Here is an 18,168-nt window from a genome sequence, read left to right as displayed (position 1 = left end):
AGTTGCGATCCGGCATTTTGCGTCGCAGCAAGGGTTTTTCGAGCGCGGCCGTTAGAGTCGTGCGGCGATGACACTGCCCAACGACACAACCGGATGACACCGAAAGCCAACCGCACGCATGGCCGCCGGGTACGGAACGCATGATCGTGTCTCACGCCTCGGCACGGGCGCCCGGCGCCTCGAACGGCCGGTCCACGGAACCGCTTCGTGCATCGCCCTCGCCGGGTCCGGCTGGCCGATCGACCACTCGCACGCGTGTGGCAGGCGCGATGCCCATCATGTGGCCGCAGTACCGCCCCTTAGCCCACGGTCCGCGAGTGCAACGGCGGCAACGCGTCCGTCGTCGCCAATCGCGACCACAGGCAGCGGCACCTGCCCGCGATTGCGTTACGCTCCGGCGAACCGCGCCAGCGCCGCGGACGAGTGGCGCTGAGAAGCGCGTGTTGAATTCGAGCCTGCTGCGCACATCACGACACGCCCTCGGGAGGGGATGCACATGACGGCAACACAGAGCGGCGAGAACACGCGGCTGATCATCCTGATCAGCTGTGTCGCCACGATCGGCGGCTTCCTGTTCGGCTTCGACAGCGGCGTCATCAACGGCACGGTCGACGGCCTGCAGCGGGCGTTCAATTCCGACTCCGTGGGCACCGGCTTCAATGTCGCGTCCATGCTGCTGGGCTGCGCGGTCGGCGCGTTCTTCGCCGGCCGGCTGGCCGACGTGTTCGGCCGCCGCACATTGCTGATCGTGGCCGCCGTGCTGTTCCTGGTCTCGGCCTGGGGCTCGGGTATCGCGACCGGTTCGCTGGAATTCGTGCTCTACCGCATCATCGGCGGCCTCGCCGTCGGCGCGGCGAGTGTCATGTCGCCCGCCTACATCGCCGAAGTGTCGTCGGCGCGCTACCGCGGCCGGCTGGCGACGGTGCAGCAGATCGCGATCATCGGTGGCCTGTTCGCGGCGTTCCTCAGCAACTACCTGCTGGCGCGCGTGGCCGGCGGCTCGACGGTGGAATTCTGGGCCGGCTACGCTGCCTGGCGCTGGATGTTCTGGATCGAGATGGTCCCGGCGGCGCTGTTTCTCGTTGCGCTGTTCGCGATTCCCGAGAGCCCGCGCTTCCTGGTCGCGCGCGGCCGGCTGGCACAAGCCGAACGCGTGCTGGTGCGCCTGTACGGTGATGTCGATGGACGCCGCAAACTCGGCGAGATCCGCGATTCGCTGGCCGCCGATCTGCACCGCCCCAAGTTCTCGGATCTCGTGTCCAAGGTCACAGGGCGCGTGCGTCCGATCGTCTGGGTCGGCATCGGTCTGGCGGTGTTCCAGCAACTGGTCGGCATCAATGTCGTGTTCTATTACGGCGCGGTGCTCTGGCAGGCGGTCGGCTTCTCGGAGAACGACGCGCTGCTGATCAACGTGCTGTCCGGCGCACTGAGCATCGGCGCCTGCATCGTGTCGCTGCTGCTGGTCGACCGCATCGGCCGCAAGCCGCTGCTGTGGATCGGCTCGGCGGGCATGGCGGTCACGCTGGCGGCGGTGACCGCGGCGTTCTGGACCGGCACGCTCGGCGATGACGGTCGCCTGGTGCTGTCCGACTCGATGGGAATGCTGGCACTGGTCGCCGCGAATCTCTACGTGATCTTCTTCAACGCCTCGTGGGGCCCGGTGATGTGGGTGATGCTCGGCGAGATGTTCCCCAACCAGATCCGCGGCTCGGGCCTGGCGGTCGCCGGCCTGTTCCAGTGGGGCGCGAACTTCCTGATCACCTGGACCTTCCCGATGCTGCTGGCCGGCATCGGTCTCGCGGGCGCCTACGGCCTGTACGCGATCGCCGCGGCGCTGTCGGTGGTGTTCGTGCTGCGCTACGTCAACGAGACCCGCGGCCGCGAACTCGAGCAGATGGAAGGCTGATGCGGCTGGGGCTGGCGGCGAACCGGCTGCATCACGCGCGTCCGGATGCCGCCCTGTTCCGCTGGCTTCGCGCCAGCGGCGCGGGCATACGGGCGTTGGACATCGGCCTGCACGCCGTGGGCCGTACGTACGACGCGATCGTCGAACGTGACGCGCTCCCAGGCCATGCCGGCCTGCAGCGCTATCCCTACGGGCGCGAAGGCGGCCTGATGACGCTGGTCGCCGAGATCGTCGGCCTCGGCCCGGCGCGCACGCTCGACGGTGTGGTCTATCTGATCGATCCGGTGGATCCGTCGTCGATCTTTCCCGAAGCGGTGGCCTTGAAACGCCAGTGTGTGATCCAGGGCAAACCATTCCTGTCGACCGTGGCCTCGGCGCGCGATTTCATCGAAAGCGAGCGCCTGCACGCCGGCCTGCCGGCCGATCCGGGCGCCGACGATCTGCACGCGTTCGAACAGCAGACACTCGCGTTGATCGCCCACGATGCGATGAAGCCGCGGATGCTCGCGTTCGTCGAACAGCATTTCGATCTGCTGTCGCGCTTCGATGGGCGCGTCGCCACCGGCACCACCGGCCAGTTGCTCAACGAACTCGCATGGCAGCGTGGCTGGCCGATCGATCAGCCCTGGACGCAGCGCTTCCAGAGTGGCCCGCTCGGTGGCGACGCGCAGATCGCGGACCTGGTGCTGTCCGGCCGCTGTCAGCGCGCGGTGTTCTTCGAGGATCCACATGTCGCGCGCCAGCACGAGGCGGACATCCAGTTGCTGGAACGCGCGGTGACCACCGTGACCGATACGGTTGCCTGCCTGACCTCGCCGGCAGTTGCCGACCGATGGGCGCAGGCGGCAGCGCGCCGCGCGGCGATGGCCTGAACCTGCGCGTGCGCTGAGACCTCCGGTCATTGGCGCTGCGTCCGGGCACCTGCATTCGATCATCCGATGCTTCCTGCAGGAGCGCGCTCGCGCGCGAAGGATGTCCGGCAAGATCACTCCGCGTCTGCGTGCGCACGTGGAAAGGTCCTCGCGCGCAAGCGCCCTCCTGCAAAGTCACGAGGCGGCCCGATGTGTAGGAGCGCGCTTGCGCGCGAACAGCTTTGGCCAGGGGCACACTTCGCGCGCGCAGACTGCCTGTGCCGCAGCGCCTGGGCCCGTCCCATGACGCCGGACTCGAACACGCTCCAGTGTTCTATCCGAGCGGAACGTTGGCTGTACCCCGCCCCGCGTTCGGCTTTGGCTTTGGCTTTGGCTTTGGCTTTGGCTTTGGCTTTGGCTTACAGCTTTTGATTTGAAATCGAGCCGTAAAGCGAGCCGAGCACCGGAGCCTGGCGGGGCCGAAGAGCAGCCCATGTCTGAGCGCAGCGAGTTTGGGCTGCGTGCCGCGTCAGGCGAGGAGCACAGGGGACCGATGCGGCTTCATCGCATCGGCTCGCGTCCGGCGAAGGGACCTTTTGGTTCCTTTTGGGTCCATCCAAAAGGGACTCGCACGCGCAGCGGGCGAAAGCCCTGCACTTGCTTGAGCTTTTCGGCCTTGGCCTTGGCTTCCCCATTGGCGCTACGCGCACTGAAGCGAAACGCCCGCTTCGCGAAGATCAAGTACAGGGCTTCCGCGCTGTCGCGCGGCTTACTTTTGTCTTGGCAAAAGTAAGCAAAACCGTCTTCGCCGGACGCGATCCGCCGCGATACAGCCGCGGCGGTCCCCTGCGCTTCTCGGGCAGCGGGGCACGCAGCCCAAACTCGCTTCGCTCAGACATGGGCTGCTCTTCGACCCCGCCGCCCTGCGATGCTCGGCTCGCTTTACGGCTCAATTGAAGTCAAAAGCTGAAAGCCAAGGCAAGGCAAGGCAAGGCAAGGCAAGGCAAGGGACGAAACGATAGCCAAAGCACAATCAACATGGATGACCAACGCTAAGCGCTGTTGAAAAGCGCCTCCCGCGATCGCGGGAATGACGGCGGTGGAGCGAAGGCAAACAGCAGCGAAAAGCGAAGGCACAAACGAACACACAATCAACGCAAGGCTGGTTCAACAAAAAGAAACGGCCCCGCAAGCGGGGCCGTCTCGTGTTCAATAACCACTCACCGATCAGGCGCGCAATACCCCCGGCAACCACAACGACATTTCCGGGAACAGCGCCACGATCAACAACACCACGAAGCCCGCAATCCAGAACGGCCAGATCGTGCGCATGCTCTCCACGACCGTGATCTTGCCGATCGCGGTGCCGATGAACAGCACCGAGCCCACCGGCGGCGTCACCAGACCCAGGCCGCCGGCCAGCACCAGCACCAGGCCGAAATGGATCGGATCGATGCCGTACGCGCGTGCGACGGGGAGGAAGATCGGCGTGCAGATCAGGATCAATGGCGCCAGATCCATGAACGTGCCCAGCAGCAACAGGACCAGGATGATCATCAGCAACACGGCCAGCTTGCTGTGCGCGAACGACTGCAGGAAGTCGACCGCCGCCGCCGGCACCTGGAGATAGGCCAGCAGCCAGCCGAACACCGAGGCCGTCGCGATCACGAACAGGATCACGCCCGTGCTGCGCGCCGCGTGCACGATCGTCTCCATGAACTCGCGCAGCCGCAGCTGGCGGTACAGCACGGTCGTCACCAGCAACGCGTAGAACACCGCCACCGCCGCGCTCTCGACCGCGGTGAAGATGCCCATGCGGATGCCGACGAAGATCAGCGCGACCAGGCCGAGGCCCGGCAGCGCCGACACCAGCCGCAGCAGCACAGCACGCCAGCCCGGGAAGATCTCCACGCCGTAACCACGCTGCCGCGCGACCAGATAGCCGGTCAGCATCAGCGCCGCGGTCATCAGCAGCGCCGGCATGATGCCGGCCGCGAACAGATCGGCGATCGACAGGCCGCCGCCGGCCGCTGCGGTGTAGAGGATCAGGTTGTGCGAGGGGGGCACCAGCAATGCGACCAGCGCCGCGGTGATACTGACGTTGACCGCGAAGTCGCGGTCGTAACCGCGCTTGACCATCTGCGGGATCATCGTGCCGCCGACGGCCGACACGTCGGCGATCGCCGAGCCCGACACACCGCCGAAGAACAGCGACGACAGCACCGACACCTGGCCCAGGCCGCCACGCATCCGGCCCACCAGCGACGACGCAAGCGCGATCAGGCGCTCGGAAATACCGCCGCGCATCATGATCTCGCCGGCGAAGATGAAGAGCGGAATCGCGATCAGCGAGGCGGTGCCGGTACCGGCCGAGATCTGCTGCACCAGCACGATCGTCGGCAGATCGAGATAGAGGAGCGTCGCCAGCGCGGCAGCGGCCAGCGCGAACGCCACCGGCACGCCGAGCATCAGCAGCACTGCGAAGATGATGAACAGAAGCGCGATCGCCATGTCAGTGGCCCTCCCCGGCCGGCGCAGGACGCAGGACGCGCGCGAAACGGTCGAGTGCGAACAGCACCATCAGCGCGCCACCGATCGCCAGCGGCAGATAGTTGATGCTCTGTGGCAGATTCGCGCCGGCCGCCTTGATGCCGAGGCCATCGAACAGCAGGATCGTGGCCCACCAGGCGATGACCGCGCCGATCGCCACGATCACGAGCGGCACCAGCAGTTCGACCACGCGCCGGATCGCCGGGCGCATGTGCTCCTGCAACAGGAAGAAGCCGAAATGGCGGTTGGTATGCACACCCACAGCCGCACCCAGGCTCATCGCCGTGCTCAGAAGCAGCAGCGTCACCGGCTCGGTCCAGCTGGGCGAATCGTTGATCACATAGCGGGCGAACACCTGCCAGCCCTGCACGATCACCAGCCCGAACAGGGCGGTGGCGGCAACGGCGATGACGGCATCGGCCACGTGATCGAGCGCGCGCTTGGGCGCGTCTTCGGGCGCGAGGATCGTGTCTTCGGACATCGTGGATTCCCGTGTCGGATCCTGGCGGATCAGGCGAGGTCGCGGATGCGACGGTAGAGGGCCTGCAGATCCGGCTGCTGCAGATAGCGATCGCGGATCGGCTGCGCCGCGGTGCGGAAGGCGTCCATGTCGACATCGTTGAACGCGATGCCGTAATCGGCGACCGTTTCGCGGGCCGCACCTTCGGACGCGTCCCACAAGCCACGCATCACCGGCACCGACGCGCGCGCGGTGTCGATCAACAGGTCGCGATCGCCGGGACGCAGCGCATCCAGCGAGCGGCGCGAGATCAGCAGGATGTCGGGCGCGTAGGAATGCTCGCTCTGCGACCAGTAGCGTGCAGCCTCGAAGTGGCGGCTGGAATGGAAGCTGCGCATGTTGTTCTCGGCGCCATCGATCATGTGCGTCTCCATGCCGGAGAACGTGTCACCGAGCGACATCGGCGTCGGGTTGGCGCCGAGCAACCGCACCAGATCGATGAACATGTCCGAGGCGGCGACACGCAGCTTCAGTCCGTGCAGGTCCTTCGGCGTCACGATCGGATGGCGCGTGTTGTAGAAGCAGCGCGCGCCGCTGTCGTAGACCGCCAGTCCGACCAGATCACGCGTGCCGAAGCCGTCGAGCACGGTCTGCGCCACGCCGCTGTCGAGCGCATGGCGCATGTGCGCGACCGAGTCGAACGCATACGGCAGGCACAACGCGGTGGTCAGCGGGAATGCGTTGTTGAGCGCACCGGCATAGACCCGGGTCATGTCGATCGCGCCGAAGCGCGCCATGTCGATCGCTTCCGACTCGCGGCCCAGCTGTCCCGAGTGGTACTGGCGCAGGCGCACGCGGCCACCGGTCTCGCGCGCCATCGTCTCGCCGATCCACTGCACCGCCTCGACGGTGGGGTAGTTGGCGACGTGGACGTCGGTGGCGGTCAGCACCGTGCTCGCCTCGTCGGCACGCAACACGGACGGCAGCAACGGCGCGGCGCAGGCCGCGCCGAGCCCGGCGAGGAAGGCGCGCCGCGTCGTCATGCCGCGCTCTCCTCCGTCTGCGGTGTCGCCGCGCGTGCGGTGAGCACCAGCTCGCCGTGGCCCGGGAACACCACGCGGGCCAGCTGGCCCGGCAGGATGTCGTGGATACCGGTGGCATTGCCGGTCGCGATCAGCTCGCCAGCTTTCAGCGGACGGCCGCGACGTGCCGAGCGCGAGAGCGCGAACGCGAACGCCGCGCGCAGACCGCCGGGCAGCGTGGTCGCGCCGCCCGTGCCGACACGGATGTCGTCGATCCAGCTTTCGGCGGTCAGCGTGGTTTCGTCGAGCGTTGTCCAGTCCGGGATCTCGCTGCCGACGACGAGACCATTGTTGTTGCCGAAATCGGACACCACGACCCGCGGGCCGAGCTGGTTGATCGTGGCCAGCGGGCTGCTGGCGACCTCCAGGCCGATGAACAATGTAGCCGGCACTGCGGCGGCTTCTTCGGGTGTCCAGTCGATCTTGTCCACTGGTGCGTCAGCGTCGAGCCTCAGCACGAATTCCGCCTCGATCGCACCGAACCCACCCGCGAAGACATGGAACTCGGTGGCGTCACCGGCCTGCTGCAGACGGTTGCGGAACACCGGTCCCAGCAGGCGCTCGTCGCCGGACGCGTCACGCTTCTCGGGTGCGATATAGCCCACCTTCCAGCCGACCACGGTGTCGGGCCACTGCGCGATCGCGGCGTCCTGGACCGTGTAGGCGGCGACGAGGTTGTCGGGAATGTCACCGGGGAAACCGGGCAGCGACTGCCCGTTGCGGCGTGCGTCGAGGAAGGCGTCGACGATGCCGCGGGTGGCGTCGCCCGGCGTCTGATTCGACGTCGACGGATGCGCGGAGGCGTTGTTCAAGCGGGTTGCTCCTGGCCTGTGTCCGTTTGCTGCACCGCAGATCGCGATGCCTGGAAGTGTCTTGTATGGTAAACCGGTGTCATCTTCAATGTGCACTGCGGCAAAAAGCTCGAATACGCGGTTTGGAGAGGAAGCGGTCGCGATGCGAAAACGCGGATTTTCAGCGATTCTGTGCGGCTTTCTGCTCGCGCTGCCTGTAATCGTTCATGCCGCCCCTGCGCGCGACGACGCGGTGCCGACCATCGTGCTGTGGGACACCCGGTCCAGTGCTTCGCCGGGTCGGATCACCGAGCGCAGCGAGGATGCCGCGGTACCCGACCGCATCATCGAAGACGTCCGAGCGCCCTATCTCGCCGTCTACGCACCCGAACGCCCGAACGGCATCGCGTTGCTGGTGACCCCGGGCGGCGGCTACGCGCGCATCGTGCTCGACAAGGAGGGCACCGCGCTGGTGCCGGCCTTCGTCGACGCCGCCGGCGTCACCCTCTTCGTGCTGCGCTATCGCCTCCCCGATCGCGCCCATGCCGAGGGCGCCGATGCGCCGCTGGCGGATGCGCAGCGCGCGATGCGGCTGATCCGCACGCACGCGTCCGAGTACGGCATCGATCCTGCACGGGTCGGCGTCATGGGCTTTTCCGCGGGCGGCCATGTGGCCGCGCGACTGGCGACGACGCAGGAGGCGGTCTACCCCGCCACCGATGCGGCGGATACGCAGTCATCGCGACCCGATTTCGCGTTGCTCGTCTATCCGGTGATCTCGATGCACGCACCGTTGGCGCACCCCGGCTCACGTGCGCGTGTGCTGGCGGCAGACGACACGAACGAAGCCAGGGCGCTGGATCGGCTTTCCCCCGACCTGCACGTCGACGACCACACACCGCCGCTGTTTCTGCTGCATGCACAGGACGATGATGTCGTGCCGGTCGGCAATGCGCTGGCGATGCATGCCGCCGCCTTGCGCGCAGGCGTGCCTGCGTCGCTGCACATCTTCCCGCACGGCGGACACGGCTTCGGCACGCGTGGCGCGGCCGGCGCGCTCGCCCGCTGGCCGCAATTGGCCCTCGACTGGATCCAGGAACAGGCTGCACACCCATGACCGACCTACCCGCTGATCCCGCTCGCCGTCACTGGCTCCGTGTCGGCGCCGGCGCCGCGGCGCTGTCCGCGCTGCCCGGTGCGTTCGCCGCCACATTGCCGCAGACCACCGTGGCACGCGTGCGAAGCGGTCGCATCGGCGGCAGCGTCGAACAGGGCGTGCACGTGTTCCGCGGCGTGCCTTACGGCGCCGATACCGCGACGCGGCGCTGGCAGCCGGCGCTGCAGGCAACCGCATGGCGCGGCGTGCGTGATGCGTTCGAGTACGGGCCGTCTGCGCCGCAGCGCGGCAGCGAGGGGCCCGGTAGCGAGGACTGCCTGCGCATCAACGTCTGGACGCCCGCGCTGCGCGACGGCGCAAAGCGCCCGGTGCTGGTCTACATCCACGGCGGCGGTTTCAACACCGGCTCGGGTAGCGACCCGCTCTACGATGGCGGCGCGTTGTGCCGCAGCGGCGACGTCGTGGTGATCACCGTCAATCACCGGCTCAACGCATTCGGGTATCTGCATCTGCGCGATCTCGGCGACGCCTCGTTCGCGCACGCCGGCAACGTCGGCCAGTTCGACTTGGTGCAGGCGCTGGAATGGGTGAAAAGGCATGCGGCCGAATTCGGCGGCGACGCCGGAAACGTCACCGTGTTCGGCCAGTCCGGCGGCGGCGCGAAGATCGCGACGCTGATGGCGATGCCGGCGGCGCGCGGCCTGTTCCACCGGGCCTGGACGATGAGCGGCCAGCAGGTCACTGCCGCCGGCCCGCGCGCCGCCACCCAGCGTGCGCAGATCTACCTCGATGCACTCGGCGTGCAGCCGGCAGAGATCGACCGGCTGCGCACGCTGCCGATGCAGGCGCTGCTTGACGCGCAGACGGTGCGCGACCCCTCGCGCGTGGAAGAGAGCGCGCTCTACTTTGGACCGGTCGTGGACACGGTCAACCTGCCGCGGCATCCATTCTGGCCAGACGCGCCACCGCAGTCGGCCGGCATTCCGATGGTCATCGGAAACACCCGCGACGAGACACGGGCCTTCCTCGGCAACGATCCGGACAACTTCACGCTGACCTGGGAAACGCTGCCGGCGAAGCTGCGCACGCAGCAGTTCGTCGATCTCGATCCAGCAGTTGTCGTCGCCGGGTACCGGCGCCTGTATCCGGACTCCACACCGTCGGAGGTGTTCTTCGCGGCGACCACCGCCGGACGCTCGTGGCGTGGCGCGGTCGAGGAGCTCGAAGTGCGCGCTGCACAGGGCACCAACACCTGGGCCTACCAGCTCGACTGGTATCCACGTACCGAAGAAGGCGCGCGCATGCGCGCCTTCCACACACTCGACATCCCCCTGGTGTTCGGCAACACGGGCGTCACCGGCGCGAAGACCGGCGACACGGTCGAAGCGCGCGCCGTGGCAGACACGATGCGTGACGCCCTGCTGGCCTTCGCCCGCAACGGCGATCCCAACCATGCCGGCATGCCGGTCTGGGCGCCGTACTCGATGGCGGCACGCGAGACGATGGTGTTCGATGCCGCTGCGCGGCTCGAACACGATCCACGCGGCGGTGAGCGCATGCTCTACCAGCAGGCACCCTTCATCCAGCGAGGTACGCAGTGAACCCACGCCATGCCGCAGTGATCCTCGCAACCGTCGCGCTGCTCGCCGGCTGCGCTTCGACCGCGAACGACACACCAGCAGCTGGCGCGGCCACGTTCCGGCACGCGCCGCTGGTCCGCGACCTGTTCATCGCCGACCCGTCCGCGCATGTCTTCGACGGCCGCATCTACGTCTACGGCTCGCACGATGTCGACGAGCCACCGCGCGATGACGAGCCCGGCAGCGCCTTTGTGATGCGCGACTACCGCGTGCTGTCGATGGACCGCATCGGCGGAGCGGTCACCGTGCACGCGCCTGGCCTGCGGCTCGAGGATGTGCCGTGGGCCTCGATGCAGCTGTGGGCGCCTGATGCGACCGAGCGCGACGGCCGTTACTACCTCTACTTCCCGGCGAAGGACCACGACGGCATTTTCCGCATCGGCGTCGCCACCGGCGACCGGCCCGAAGGTCCGTTCACCGCGCAGCCCGAGCCGATCCCGGGCAGCTACAGCATCGACCCGGCGGTGTTCGCCGACGACGACGGCGCGCGCTACCTGTACTTCGGCGGCATCCATGGCGGCCAGCTGCAGCGCTGGGTATCGGGCCGCTACGACGCGTCCATGGGCATCACCGACCTGCAGCAACCCGAGGCGCCGGCGCTGATGCCGCGCGTGGCCCGGCTGTCCGACGATCTGCTGTCCTTCGCCGAGAGGCCGCGCAAGGTGATGCTGCTCGACGACGACGGTGCACCGCTGCGCGGCGGCGATCTCGACCGGCGCTTCTTCGAAGCCGCGTGGGTGCACAGGCACGACAGGCGTTACTACTTCACGTATTCGACCGGCGACACCCACACGATCGCCTACGCCACCGGCGACTCGCCGTACGGGCCGTTCACGTATCGCGGCGTGGTGCTGGCGCCAGTGCAGGGCTGGACCACGCACCACTCGATCGTCGAGGTCGACGGCCGCTGGTGGCTGTTCTATCACGACACCGAACTGTCGGACCGCACCCACCTGCGCAGCGCGAAGGTGGCCGAACTCGTGCACGAGGCCGACGGCCGCATCCGCACCATCGATCCCTTCGTGCGTTGATATCCGCGCTCGACGCGCATCCACCCCGCTTCCGGAATCCAATCCATGCGCCATCCGCGCCTGCTCACCCTCGTCCTGTCGGTGGCTTGTCCCGTCGCCGCCTTCGGCGCGGACAATCCGATGCGCCCGCCGGTCGCGCCGATCCAGGCCAGCAAGATCGTACTCGTCGGCGATTCCACGACCGCCGTGCAGGGCGGCTGGGGCGGCGCGTTCTGCGATCGCCACGTGGCCTCGTTCCTGGCATGCATCAATCTGGCCCGCGGCGGCCGCAGCACCTACAACTACCGCGCCGAGGGCTCCTGGGTCATCGCGCTGCACGAGATGCGCACCGGCCCGTTCGAAGCGGTCTACGTGCTGGTGCAGTTCGGCCACAACGACCAGCCGGGCAAGCCCGGCCGTTCGACCGATCTGATCACCGAGTTCCCGGACAACCTGCGCCGCTATGTCGCCGAGATCCGCGCCGCCGGCGCGCACCCGGTCCTGGTGACACCGTTGACGCGCCGCCAGTTCGAGGACGGCCGTCTGCTCGACGATCTCGCGCCTTGGGCCGAGGCAACGCGTGCGGTCGCGCGCGAACTCGACGTGCCGCTGGTCGATCTGCACGCGCGCAGCCGGGACCTCGTGCAGGGCATGGGCCCGGTGCTCGCGATGCGCGCCGCGCAGCGACCGGCGATGCCGGAACAGGTCGTCGCCGCGCAGGCGGGCACGACGATCGGCACGCCGCCCTCTGCCGCACCCGCAGCGACCGCCACTGCGCCGGTGACCGCCACCGCGCAGGACAACGCCGCCGCCGAGCCGATGGGCCAGGCCAAGCTCGCGTTCGACTACACACATCTCGGGCCCGAGGGCGCCGCGCTGTTCGCGGCGATCGTCGCCGACGAACTCGCGCAGCAGGTGCCGGCGCTGAGACGCAATCTGATTCCCTGAGGGGACGCGCATGCGGGCGTGCCGGCCCGACACACCGCATATGTCGGCTGCTGATCGCTCTGTTGTAGGAGCGCGCTCGCGCACGAACAAAGCGTTACCGGCAACGCGCCATCGCGCCCGATCACGGGTCCACGGACGCGGATGCCGGGCGCTCTATGGTGACCCCGAAAGGATCACGGCGCCGCGCGCCGAGCCTGATCCCTAGCGGACCTCGAAGTCGTCGAAGTCCGCATACCCGACCCGTGTCGCAGTGAACGCCGGCGTGCCCGCCGGGCTCTGCGCGAACAGGCCCAGTTGCGATCCCACCCAGCGACCAGGCAGGACATCCACGGGGGTGCCGAGCGCGGTCCAAGTGTCGCCGTCGAGGCTGTAGTGGAACTGTGCGCGCGCGTGATACGCGCGTTCCATCGACGGCCAGTAACGCGTGGGATCCGCCGGCGGCGCGACTGCGACCTCGACTGGCGCGACATCGACGCGCAGATGCACAGGCCCGTCGATCGCGACATCGGCAGTGACACTGCGCGCTTCGCCCTGCCCCGCCGCGTCCTCGCGCGTGACCTGTACAAGGCGCACGCCGTTCGCGGTGTGCTCGAGTCCGATCCAGCCGTAGGCCGCGCCGAACAGCGTCAGGCCCGCGCGCTCGCCGAGCGCGACCGGTGCGAAGTCCAGCGTCGTCGTCGCGCTGAACGTCATGCCGGGCAGCTTCTGCGACAGCACGTGCCCGGCTTCCCACAGATTGGCAGGCGACGACGCCGACTTCAGCCGCAGCACGCCTTTGGCCGATGCATCGTGCCAGTCGGTCGCCTGGTTCGATTGCCACTGCCAGCCCAGATGAAAGCCGTCGTCGAAGGTGTCATCGACGACTGGCGCACGCGCCGTCTGCGGTGGCAATACAGGCTTGGCATGCGTCAGCACCGGTTGTCCGCGATGCGTGCCCGGCTGCGGCGCGCCGATCAGCGGCCAGCCGTCGTCGTTCCAGGTCATCGGCTGCAGATGGACGCGGCGCCCGTACGAATCCGCATCGGAGAAATGCACGAACCAGTATTCGCCCTGCGGTGTGTCGACCCAGCCGCCCTGGTGCGGACCGTTGACCGGGGTGTCGCCCTGATCGAGCACGTTGCGGGCCTCGTAGGGCCCGGCGATATCGCGCGCGCGGAATACGCCCTGCCATCCGCCCTTGACCCCGCCCGACGGCGCGAACAGCCAGTACCAGCCGTCGCGCTTATAGAGCTTGCCGCCTTCGATGACGACCCAGGCTTTCGGCCCGTCCGAGGTCTCGACCTGCGCCAGCGCGTCGCCATCGACGATGATGCGTTCCTCGCCGACCGCGCGCGTGCCGCTGTCGTCGAGGCGCTTGAGCGCAACGAGATTGATCTTGCCCGAGCGTGATTTCGCATACGAATAGACGATCCAGCCCTGGCCGTCGTCATCCCAGAACGGCGCCGGATCGATCGCGCCGCCGGGATTGTCGACCAGGATCGGATCGCTCCACGGCCCGGCCGGATCGGCCGCGGTCACGGTGTAGATACCGAAATCCGGGTCACCCCAGAAGATGCGGAACAGGCCATCGTGATGGCGGATCGCCGGTGCCCACACGCCACCGCCGCGACGCGGTACATCGTGATGCGCCTGTGGCAGGCGGGTCAGCGCATGGCCGATCAGCGTCCAGTTCACCAGGTCGCGCGAATGCAGCACCGGCAGGCCGGGCACATTCGCGAAACTCGATGCGGTGAGGTAGTAGTCCTCGCCGACCCGGACGATGTCCGGATCGGAATAGTCGCCGGCCAGGATCGGATTGATGTAGCTGCCGCCGCCTTGGTCCGGACTCCACACGCCGTGCGCCATCGGCGGCTGGGCGATGGCCGGCGCCGCGCAGGCACCGGCGATCGCGCCCGCCAGCAGCGCAGCCCGAAGACCGCGAAGCGCGCGCATCAACGCACCTGCACGACGTTGTTGAGTCGCGTCACTTCCTCGCCATCGCCCGGCAGCGCGATGCGCACGCGTCCGCCGCGCGGATCGACACCCGCTGCGTGTTCGAGACGAAGCGTCGCGTTGCGCGGGCGCAGATCGCGTGGCGCTTCGAGTGCGGGAATGTCGGCGCGGGCGAGCTCGCGGCCCCGCGCGTCCTCGAGGATCGCGACGCCACCCGGCGCATCGGCATGGCCGAGGCTGTGCACGGTCACTTCGACCGCCCCGTCGACCACGCGCACGTCGCCGCGCCCAATGCCGATGTCGGCGCGCATCTCGACCGGCGTACCGGCTTCGATCAGTTCGAACTCGAATACCTGGGTCTGGCCGGACGCGAACGACAGGTCCACCGATGCGCTCGACTCCAGCATCACCTCGCGCGTCTGCGCACGGCCGTCGATGGCCTCGTCGTCGTTGCGGTCCACACCACTGGTGATGCGCCAGCGGCCGGGCGCGACGTTCCAGCCGGTCATCGCCGCGTTGGCGGTGCGCGCGCCGGTGTTGTGCGCGATCACCTTGAACGCCTCGCGCGACGGCGCCGACACCAGCAACGCGACGGCTTCCGCCTGCGCGTCGTCGGCAAAGCGCCAGCTCACCGTGTGGCCGGGATACGTGGTGTTGCGACGCAGGGCCAGACCACCGAGGCGCGCACGCTGCAGGAACTCGCTGGGCGCATCGACACGGTCCGACCACCAGTGGCCTTCGGTGTTCATGTATTCGCGCATCGCCTTGGCCTGGATGCCATCGGCATGCAGGGCTTCGAGGTAGGCCTTGTCGCCGGTCTGCTGCCAGGCGAACACGCTCTGCACGCCGGTTTCGCCCCTGTCGGCCGACTGCTGCAGACGCGTGCCCCAGTCCTCGCGCCTGCCGAGTGCATCGACGTAGTTCTCGGCGAGATTCGACAGGCCCGCCGGCCCGCTGCGATCCACGCGGTACTGCAGCGGCTGCAGGTACTTGTCGTCACCGGTCCAGCGCCACGCGGCCCAGTACAGATGCATCGTGTCGGCGCCGCCCGAGCCGTCGAACAGATCGCCGCCGCGGCGCTCGCCGGTCGCCCAGTTGATCTCGTTGGGCAGCTGCCACGCGCCCTTCTCGTCGGTGTAGGCGTGGGCGAGATAGCCATCCGCCAGGCCGGTGATCATCGCGCGGCTGGTCGGGTCGGCATTGAACACGCCGAGCACGAAGGCCGGATGCAGCACCGGGAACGAGTACGGCTTCTGCCATTGCCAGCGCGGTTCGCGATAGACCTTGTTGCCGCCGAACCAGTTGCTGGAGAACAGCAGATGGCCCTGCGGATTGCGCAGCACGATCTTCTCGTCGAGATCGCGCACGGTCTCCATCAGACGCGTCATCGTCAGCGGATCGCCCCAGTTGAGCAGGGCCATCGCGCTGTTGGTGTTGATGCCCTCCTCGTAGGCGTGCAGCTCGTCGGTCTCGATCGTCGACAGGCCGCCGGCGAAGATGTCGTTGGCATAGGCCGCATCGGCCAGCGCGGTGATCGAGGCATTGAGCTTGTCGGGCATCACGCCCATCAGCGCCAGGCCCGGCCACTGCTGCGACAGATCGCTGTCGTCGGAGATGCCGCCGCCAAAATCGCCGAACTCGACCTGGCGCTCATCGACCCACCATTCGATGAAGCGGCGCACGGCCTTGAGATCCTCGAGCTGGCGGAACGCCCACAGCGGCACGCCGGCCGGCGCCTCGGGCTGCTCGAACGGCGGCAGGCCCTGGCTGTTGTAGCTCATGTAGTTCCAGTAGCGCCGGCTGAGTTCGTGGTCGGGATCCACCCGCAGCAGATCGCTGATGTCGGCGAACACGCGCGCGTAGAGGCGCTGGCGCTTGGAGGTCGTGTGTTCCTCCACGAGGAAACCCCAGTTGTCGCGGACCTGGTTGAAGCGGTCGGCGACATGCTCGGCGATCGCCTCGTCGCGCGGCTTGTAGACCATGCGCACTTCGGCGCCGTCGAGCGCCGTCGCATCGAACCCGGGCGCGGCCGAGGCGATGCTGATCCACAGGCTGTCCTTCGTCAGGATGCGGTCGCGCAGGTCCAGCCACAGCGTGCGCTTCTCGCCCGGCGTCACCGACACCGACACGTCGATCATGTCGCGCGCCGGCCAGATCGGATCCTTGATGCGGATGTTGAGCGGAATCGCCGGCGCGCCGTCCACGGTGTGCGTGGCCGGCAGATCCAGCGCGGGAATGTCGATGGCGATGCCGTCGAGCCCGTCGTACATGTTCTCCCAGCTGTGCGCCCAGCTGCGGATCAGCGGCTGCGCCGCCGGCGCATCGCCGATGCCCGAGGGAATCAGCACGTGCACCACCGGCTGCGCGCCGGCAACCGGCGTCGCCTCGCGCGTCCGGAACGCCGCCCGGCCCGGCAGTGCCAGCGCCATGCTGCGTTCCTCGGGCGCGAAGCGGCCCTCGATGTACGTGCGCAGATCGACGAGGTTGGTGTAGTCGATCTCGGCGTTGCTGCGGATCGTATACGCCTGCTTGACCGAACCCGCAGGCTCGGCTGCGTCACTGACGTGATAGGCCCAGATCTGCTGGATCGGCGTTTCCTGGGCGGTGTTGGCGAAGCGCAGATGGCCGCCGCGGCGGGTGTCGAAATCGTCGACGCTGCGCACTACGCCCTGCGGCCGCGAGAACAGCGGCTGCTGCGTGTCGACATCGGCGCCGTAGGTCGCTTCGCCGTACGCGGCGCCGCGCAGTTCGATGCGATTGAAGGGCTCGTCCGGCAGGGTGAGGTCCAGCGCCTTGCCGCCGTCGACGTAGGTGTCCCAGTCGGGCAGCTGGAAATAATCGTCGCGGCCACGCAGCCGCGAGCGGTTGTAGACGCCCGGCCACGTGGTCTCGGCGATGCCGTCGGTGGCCTTCCACATCCACTGCTTCAGGTCCTTGGTATCGGCGAACTCGACCTTGCGGATCGACGTCGTGGCAGTGCTCAGTAGCGGCGGCGCGGCGCCGTCCTGCCAGCCGTGGCGGAACAGCCATGCGGCATGGCGATCGTCCGGCGCCACGGCACTCGTCGGTGCGCGGAAGCCGCGCACGGCCTGCACGCCGTTGGCATCGAGCATGCGGTCGTGCACGCGGATGTCGTCGAAATCGCTGCCGCGCAGGAAGTTGTAGCGGCTCTGTACCTGGTGCGGCGCGAGGATGCGCGCGGCCAGGCCGAACTGGTCCAGGCCGGCGTCGAAGTCGAAGCCCGCCTGCTGGTTTGCGGGACGTTCCTCGCGTGCGACTTCGCGGCCGTCGACGTACAGGCGCACGCCCACGGTCTCGTCCCAGGCGAAGGCGACATGCGTCCACGCGTCGGCGGACGGTGGCGTGTCCATGCGGAACGAGACGCGCGAGCGCGACAGGTTGGCATCGGTGACGAAGGCATCGAAGCCCTCGCCGTTCCAATCGATGCGCATCCACGCCATGTCCCAGCTGGAGTGGTCGGCATAACCGACCCGGAAGATCACGAACGGCGCCTCGCCGACCGGATCACGCGAACGCCAGAAGAAGCTCAGCGTGCCGCGTGCGGCATCGATGTTGCCGGGCGCGTTCCACGACAGCACGCCGTCGTCGTCCCATTCGATCGCACGGCCGCGTGCGCCGCCATCGACCAGGCGCACCTTGTCCTTGAAGTTGGGCACCGGATCGCCGGCCGCGGTATCGGCGACGAAATCCTGGTCGGCCGAGACATGGAACAGCAGGCGCGGCGCATCGGCAGCGTGTGCGGCGGCGATCGCCAGCGACAGCACGCTGGCGGCGAGGATGCGGCGACGGTGGAATCTGGACATCGGATCTCCCTGTTCGGCGAATGACGCGGCCGCCCGGGGCGGCGACCGCCTGCGTGC

Annotated in this window: 12 protein-coding genes; 6 read left to right on the top strand and 6 right to left on the bottom strand. The window is 68.1% G+C overall.

The genetic code is table 11. The features are described 5' to 3' along the window. Positions 1-496 precede the first annotated feature (496 nt). Positions 497-1,906 (top strand): sugar porter family MFS transporter, encoded by a 1,410-nt coding sequence (locus tag AC3IRM_RS03315; protein ID WP_489204851.1) that lies wholly within the window; start codon positions 497-499, stop codon positions 1,904-1,906. Next, positions 1,906-2,778, top strand: coding sequence for a methylglyoxal synthase (locus AC3IRM_RS03310; protein ID WP_489204850.1), 873 nt, complete (start codon positions 1,906-1,908; stop codon positions 2,776-2,778). The genes AC3IRM_RS03315 and AC3IRM_RS03310 overlap by 1 nt, the downstream gene beginning before the upstream one ends. A 1,206-nt stretch (positions 2,779-3,984) precedes the next feature. Here the strand turns inward: AC3IRM_RS03310 and AC3IRM_RS03305 are convergent. From AC3IRM_RS03305 to AC3IRM_RS03290, 4 genes are read right to left on the bottom strand one after another with little or no spacing between them, the layout of a single operon-like run. After that, entirely contained in the window at positions 3,985-5,268 is a 1,284-nt protein-coding gene (locus AC3IRM_RS03305) for a TRAP transporter large permease (protein WP_489204849.1), read from the bottom strand. A 1-nt stretch (position 5,269) separates the two neighbouring features. Further along, the gene (locus AC3IRM_RS03300; protein WP_489204848.1) at positions 5,270-5,788 is read right to left on the bottom strand and encodes a TRAP transporter small permease; all 519 of its coding nucleotides are present in this window, start codon (positions 5,786-5,788) and stop codon (positions 5,270-5,272) included. Positions 5,789-5,817: 29 nt separating this feature from the next. Continuing rightward, a complete protein-coding gene (locus tag AC3IRM_RS03295) occupies positions 5,818-6,810 on the bottom strand; it encodes a TRAP transporter substrate-binding protein (protein WP_489204847.1) in 993 nt (330 codons plus the stop codon). Next, positions 6,807-7,661 (bottom strand): 2-keto-4-pentenoate hydratase, encoded by an 855-nt coding sequence (locus tag AC3IRM_RS03290; protein ID WP_489204846.1) that lies wholly within the window; start codon positions 7,659-7,661, stop codon positions 6,807-6,809. The genes AC3IRM_RS03295 and AC3IRM_RS03290 overlap by 4 nt, the downstream gene beginning before the upstream one ends. Before the next feature lie 142 nt (positions 7,662-7,803). On the opposite strand from AC3IRM_RS03290, the gene AC3IRM_RS03285 reads away from it, so the two are divergent. From AC3IRM_RS03285 to AC3IRM_RS03270, 4 genes are all read left to right on the top strand, one after another. Next, positions 7,804-8,757, top strand: a complete 954-nt coding sequence (locus tag AC3IRM_RS03285) for an alpha/beta hydrolase (RefSeq protein WP_489205819.1) — start codon at positions 7,804-7,806, stop codon at positions 8,755-8,757. Then, a complete protein-coding gene (locus AC3IRM_RS03280) occupies positions 8,754-10,358 on the top strand; it encodes a carboxylesterase/lipase family protein (protein ID WP_489204845.1) in 1,605 nt (534 codons plus the stop codon). Before AC3IRM_RS03285 ends, AC3IRM_RS03280 begins: the two co-directional genes overlap by 4 nt. 38 nt (positions 10,359-10,396) lie before the next feature. Beyond that, entirely contained in the window at positions 10,397-11,428 is a 1,032-nt protein-coding gene (locus tag AC3IRM_RS03275; RefSeq protein ID WP_489205818.1) for a glycoside hydrolase family 43 protein, read from the top strand. 120 nt (positions 11,429-11,548) lie between these two features. After that, entirely contained in the window at positions 11,549-12,355 is an 807-nt protein-coding gene (locus AC3IRM_RS03270) for a rhamnogalacturonan acetylesterase (protein ID WP_489205817.1), read from the top strand. A gap of 201 nt (positions 12,356-12,556) precedes the next feature. On the opposite strand, the gene AC3IRM_RS03265 is transcribed toward AC3IRM_RS03270, so the two are convergent. After that, on the bottom strand, positions 12,557-14,287 hold the full coding sequence (locus AC3IRM_RS03265; protein WP_489204844.1) for a glycoside hydrolase family 43 protein: 1,731 nt from the start codon (positions 14,285-14,287) through the stop codon (positions 12,557-12,559). Beyond that, positions 14,287-18,111, bottom strand: coding sequence for a LamG-like jellyroll fold domain-containing protein (locus AC3IRM_RS03260; RefSeq protein WP_489204843.1), 3,825 nt, complete (start codon positions 18,109-18,111; stop codon positions 14,287-14,289). The genes AC3IRM_RS03265 and AC3IRM_RS03260 overlap by 1 nt, the downstream gene beginning before the upstream one ends. Positions 18,112-18,168: the final 57 nt, after the last annotated feature.

The sequence above is a fragment of the Luteimonas sp. KH_071 genome (assembly GCF_057838005.1).
This window is presented reverse-complemented; position numbering and strand designations above follow the sequence as displayed.

Bases quoted from the DNA above. Each gene is read 5' to 3' on its own strand.
- AC3IRM_RS03270 (WP_489205817.1), top strand. From the start codon at position 11,549: ATGCGCCCGCCGGTCGCGCCGATCCAGGCCAGCAAGATCGTACTCGTC.
- AC3IRM_RS03265 (WP_489204844.1), bottom strand. From the start codon at position 14,287: ATGCGCGCGCTTCGCGGTCTTCGGGCTGCGCTGCTGGCGGGCGCGATC.
- AC3IRM_RS03305 (WP_489204849.1), bottom strand. From the start codon at position 5,268: ATGGCGATCGCGCTTCTGTTCATCATCTTCGCAGTGCTGCTGATGCTC.
- AC3IRM_RS03280 (WP_489204845.1), top strand. From the start codon at position 8,754: ATGACCGACCTACCCGCTGATCCCGCTCGCCGTCACTGGCTCCGTGTC.
- AC3IRM_RS03300 (WP_489204848.1), bottom strand. From the start codon at position 5,788: ATGTCCGAAGACACGATCCTCGCGCCCGAAGACGCGCCCAAGCGCGCG.
- AC3IRM_RS03285 (WP_489205819.1), top strand. From the start codon at position 7,804: ATGCGAAAACGCGGATTTTCAGCGATTCTGTGCGGCTTTCTGCTCGCG.
- AC3IRM_RS03260 (WP_489204843.1), bottom strand. From the start codon at position 18,111: ATGTCCAGATTCCACCGTCGCCGCATCCTCGCCGCCAGCGTGCTGTCG.
- AC3IRM_RS03315 (WP_489204851.1), top strand. From the start codon at position 497: ATGACGGCAACACAGAGCGGCGAGAACACGCGGCTGATCATCCTGATC.
- AC3IRM_RS03310 (WP_489204850.1), top strand. From the start codon at position 1,906: ATGCGGCTGGGGCTGGCGGCGAACCGGCTGCATCACGCGCGTCCGGAT.
- AC3IRM_RS03295 (WP_489204847.1), bottom strand. From the start codon at position 6,810: ATGACGACGCGGCGCGCCTTCCTCGCCGGGCTCGGCGCGGCCTGCGCC.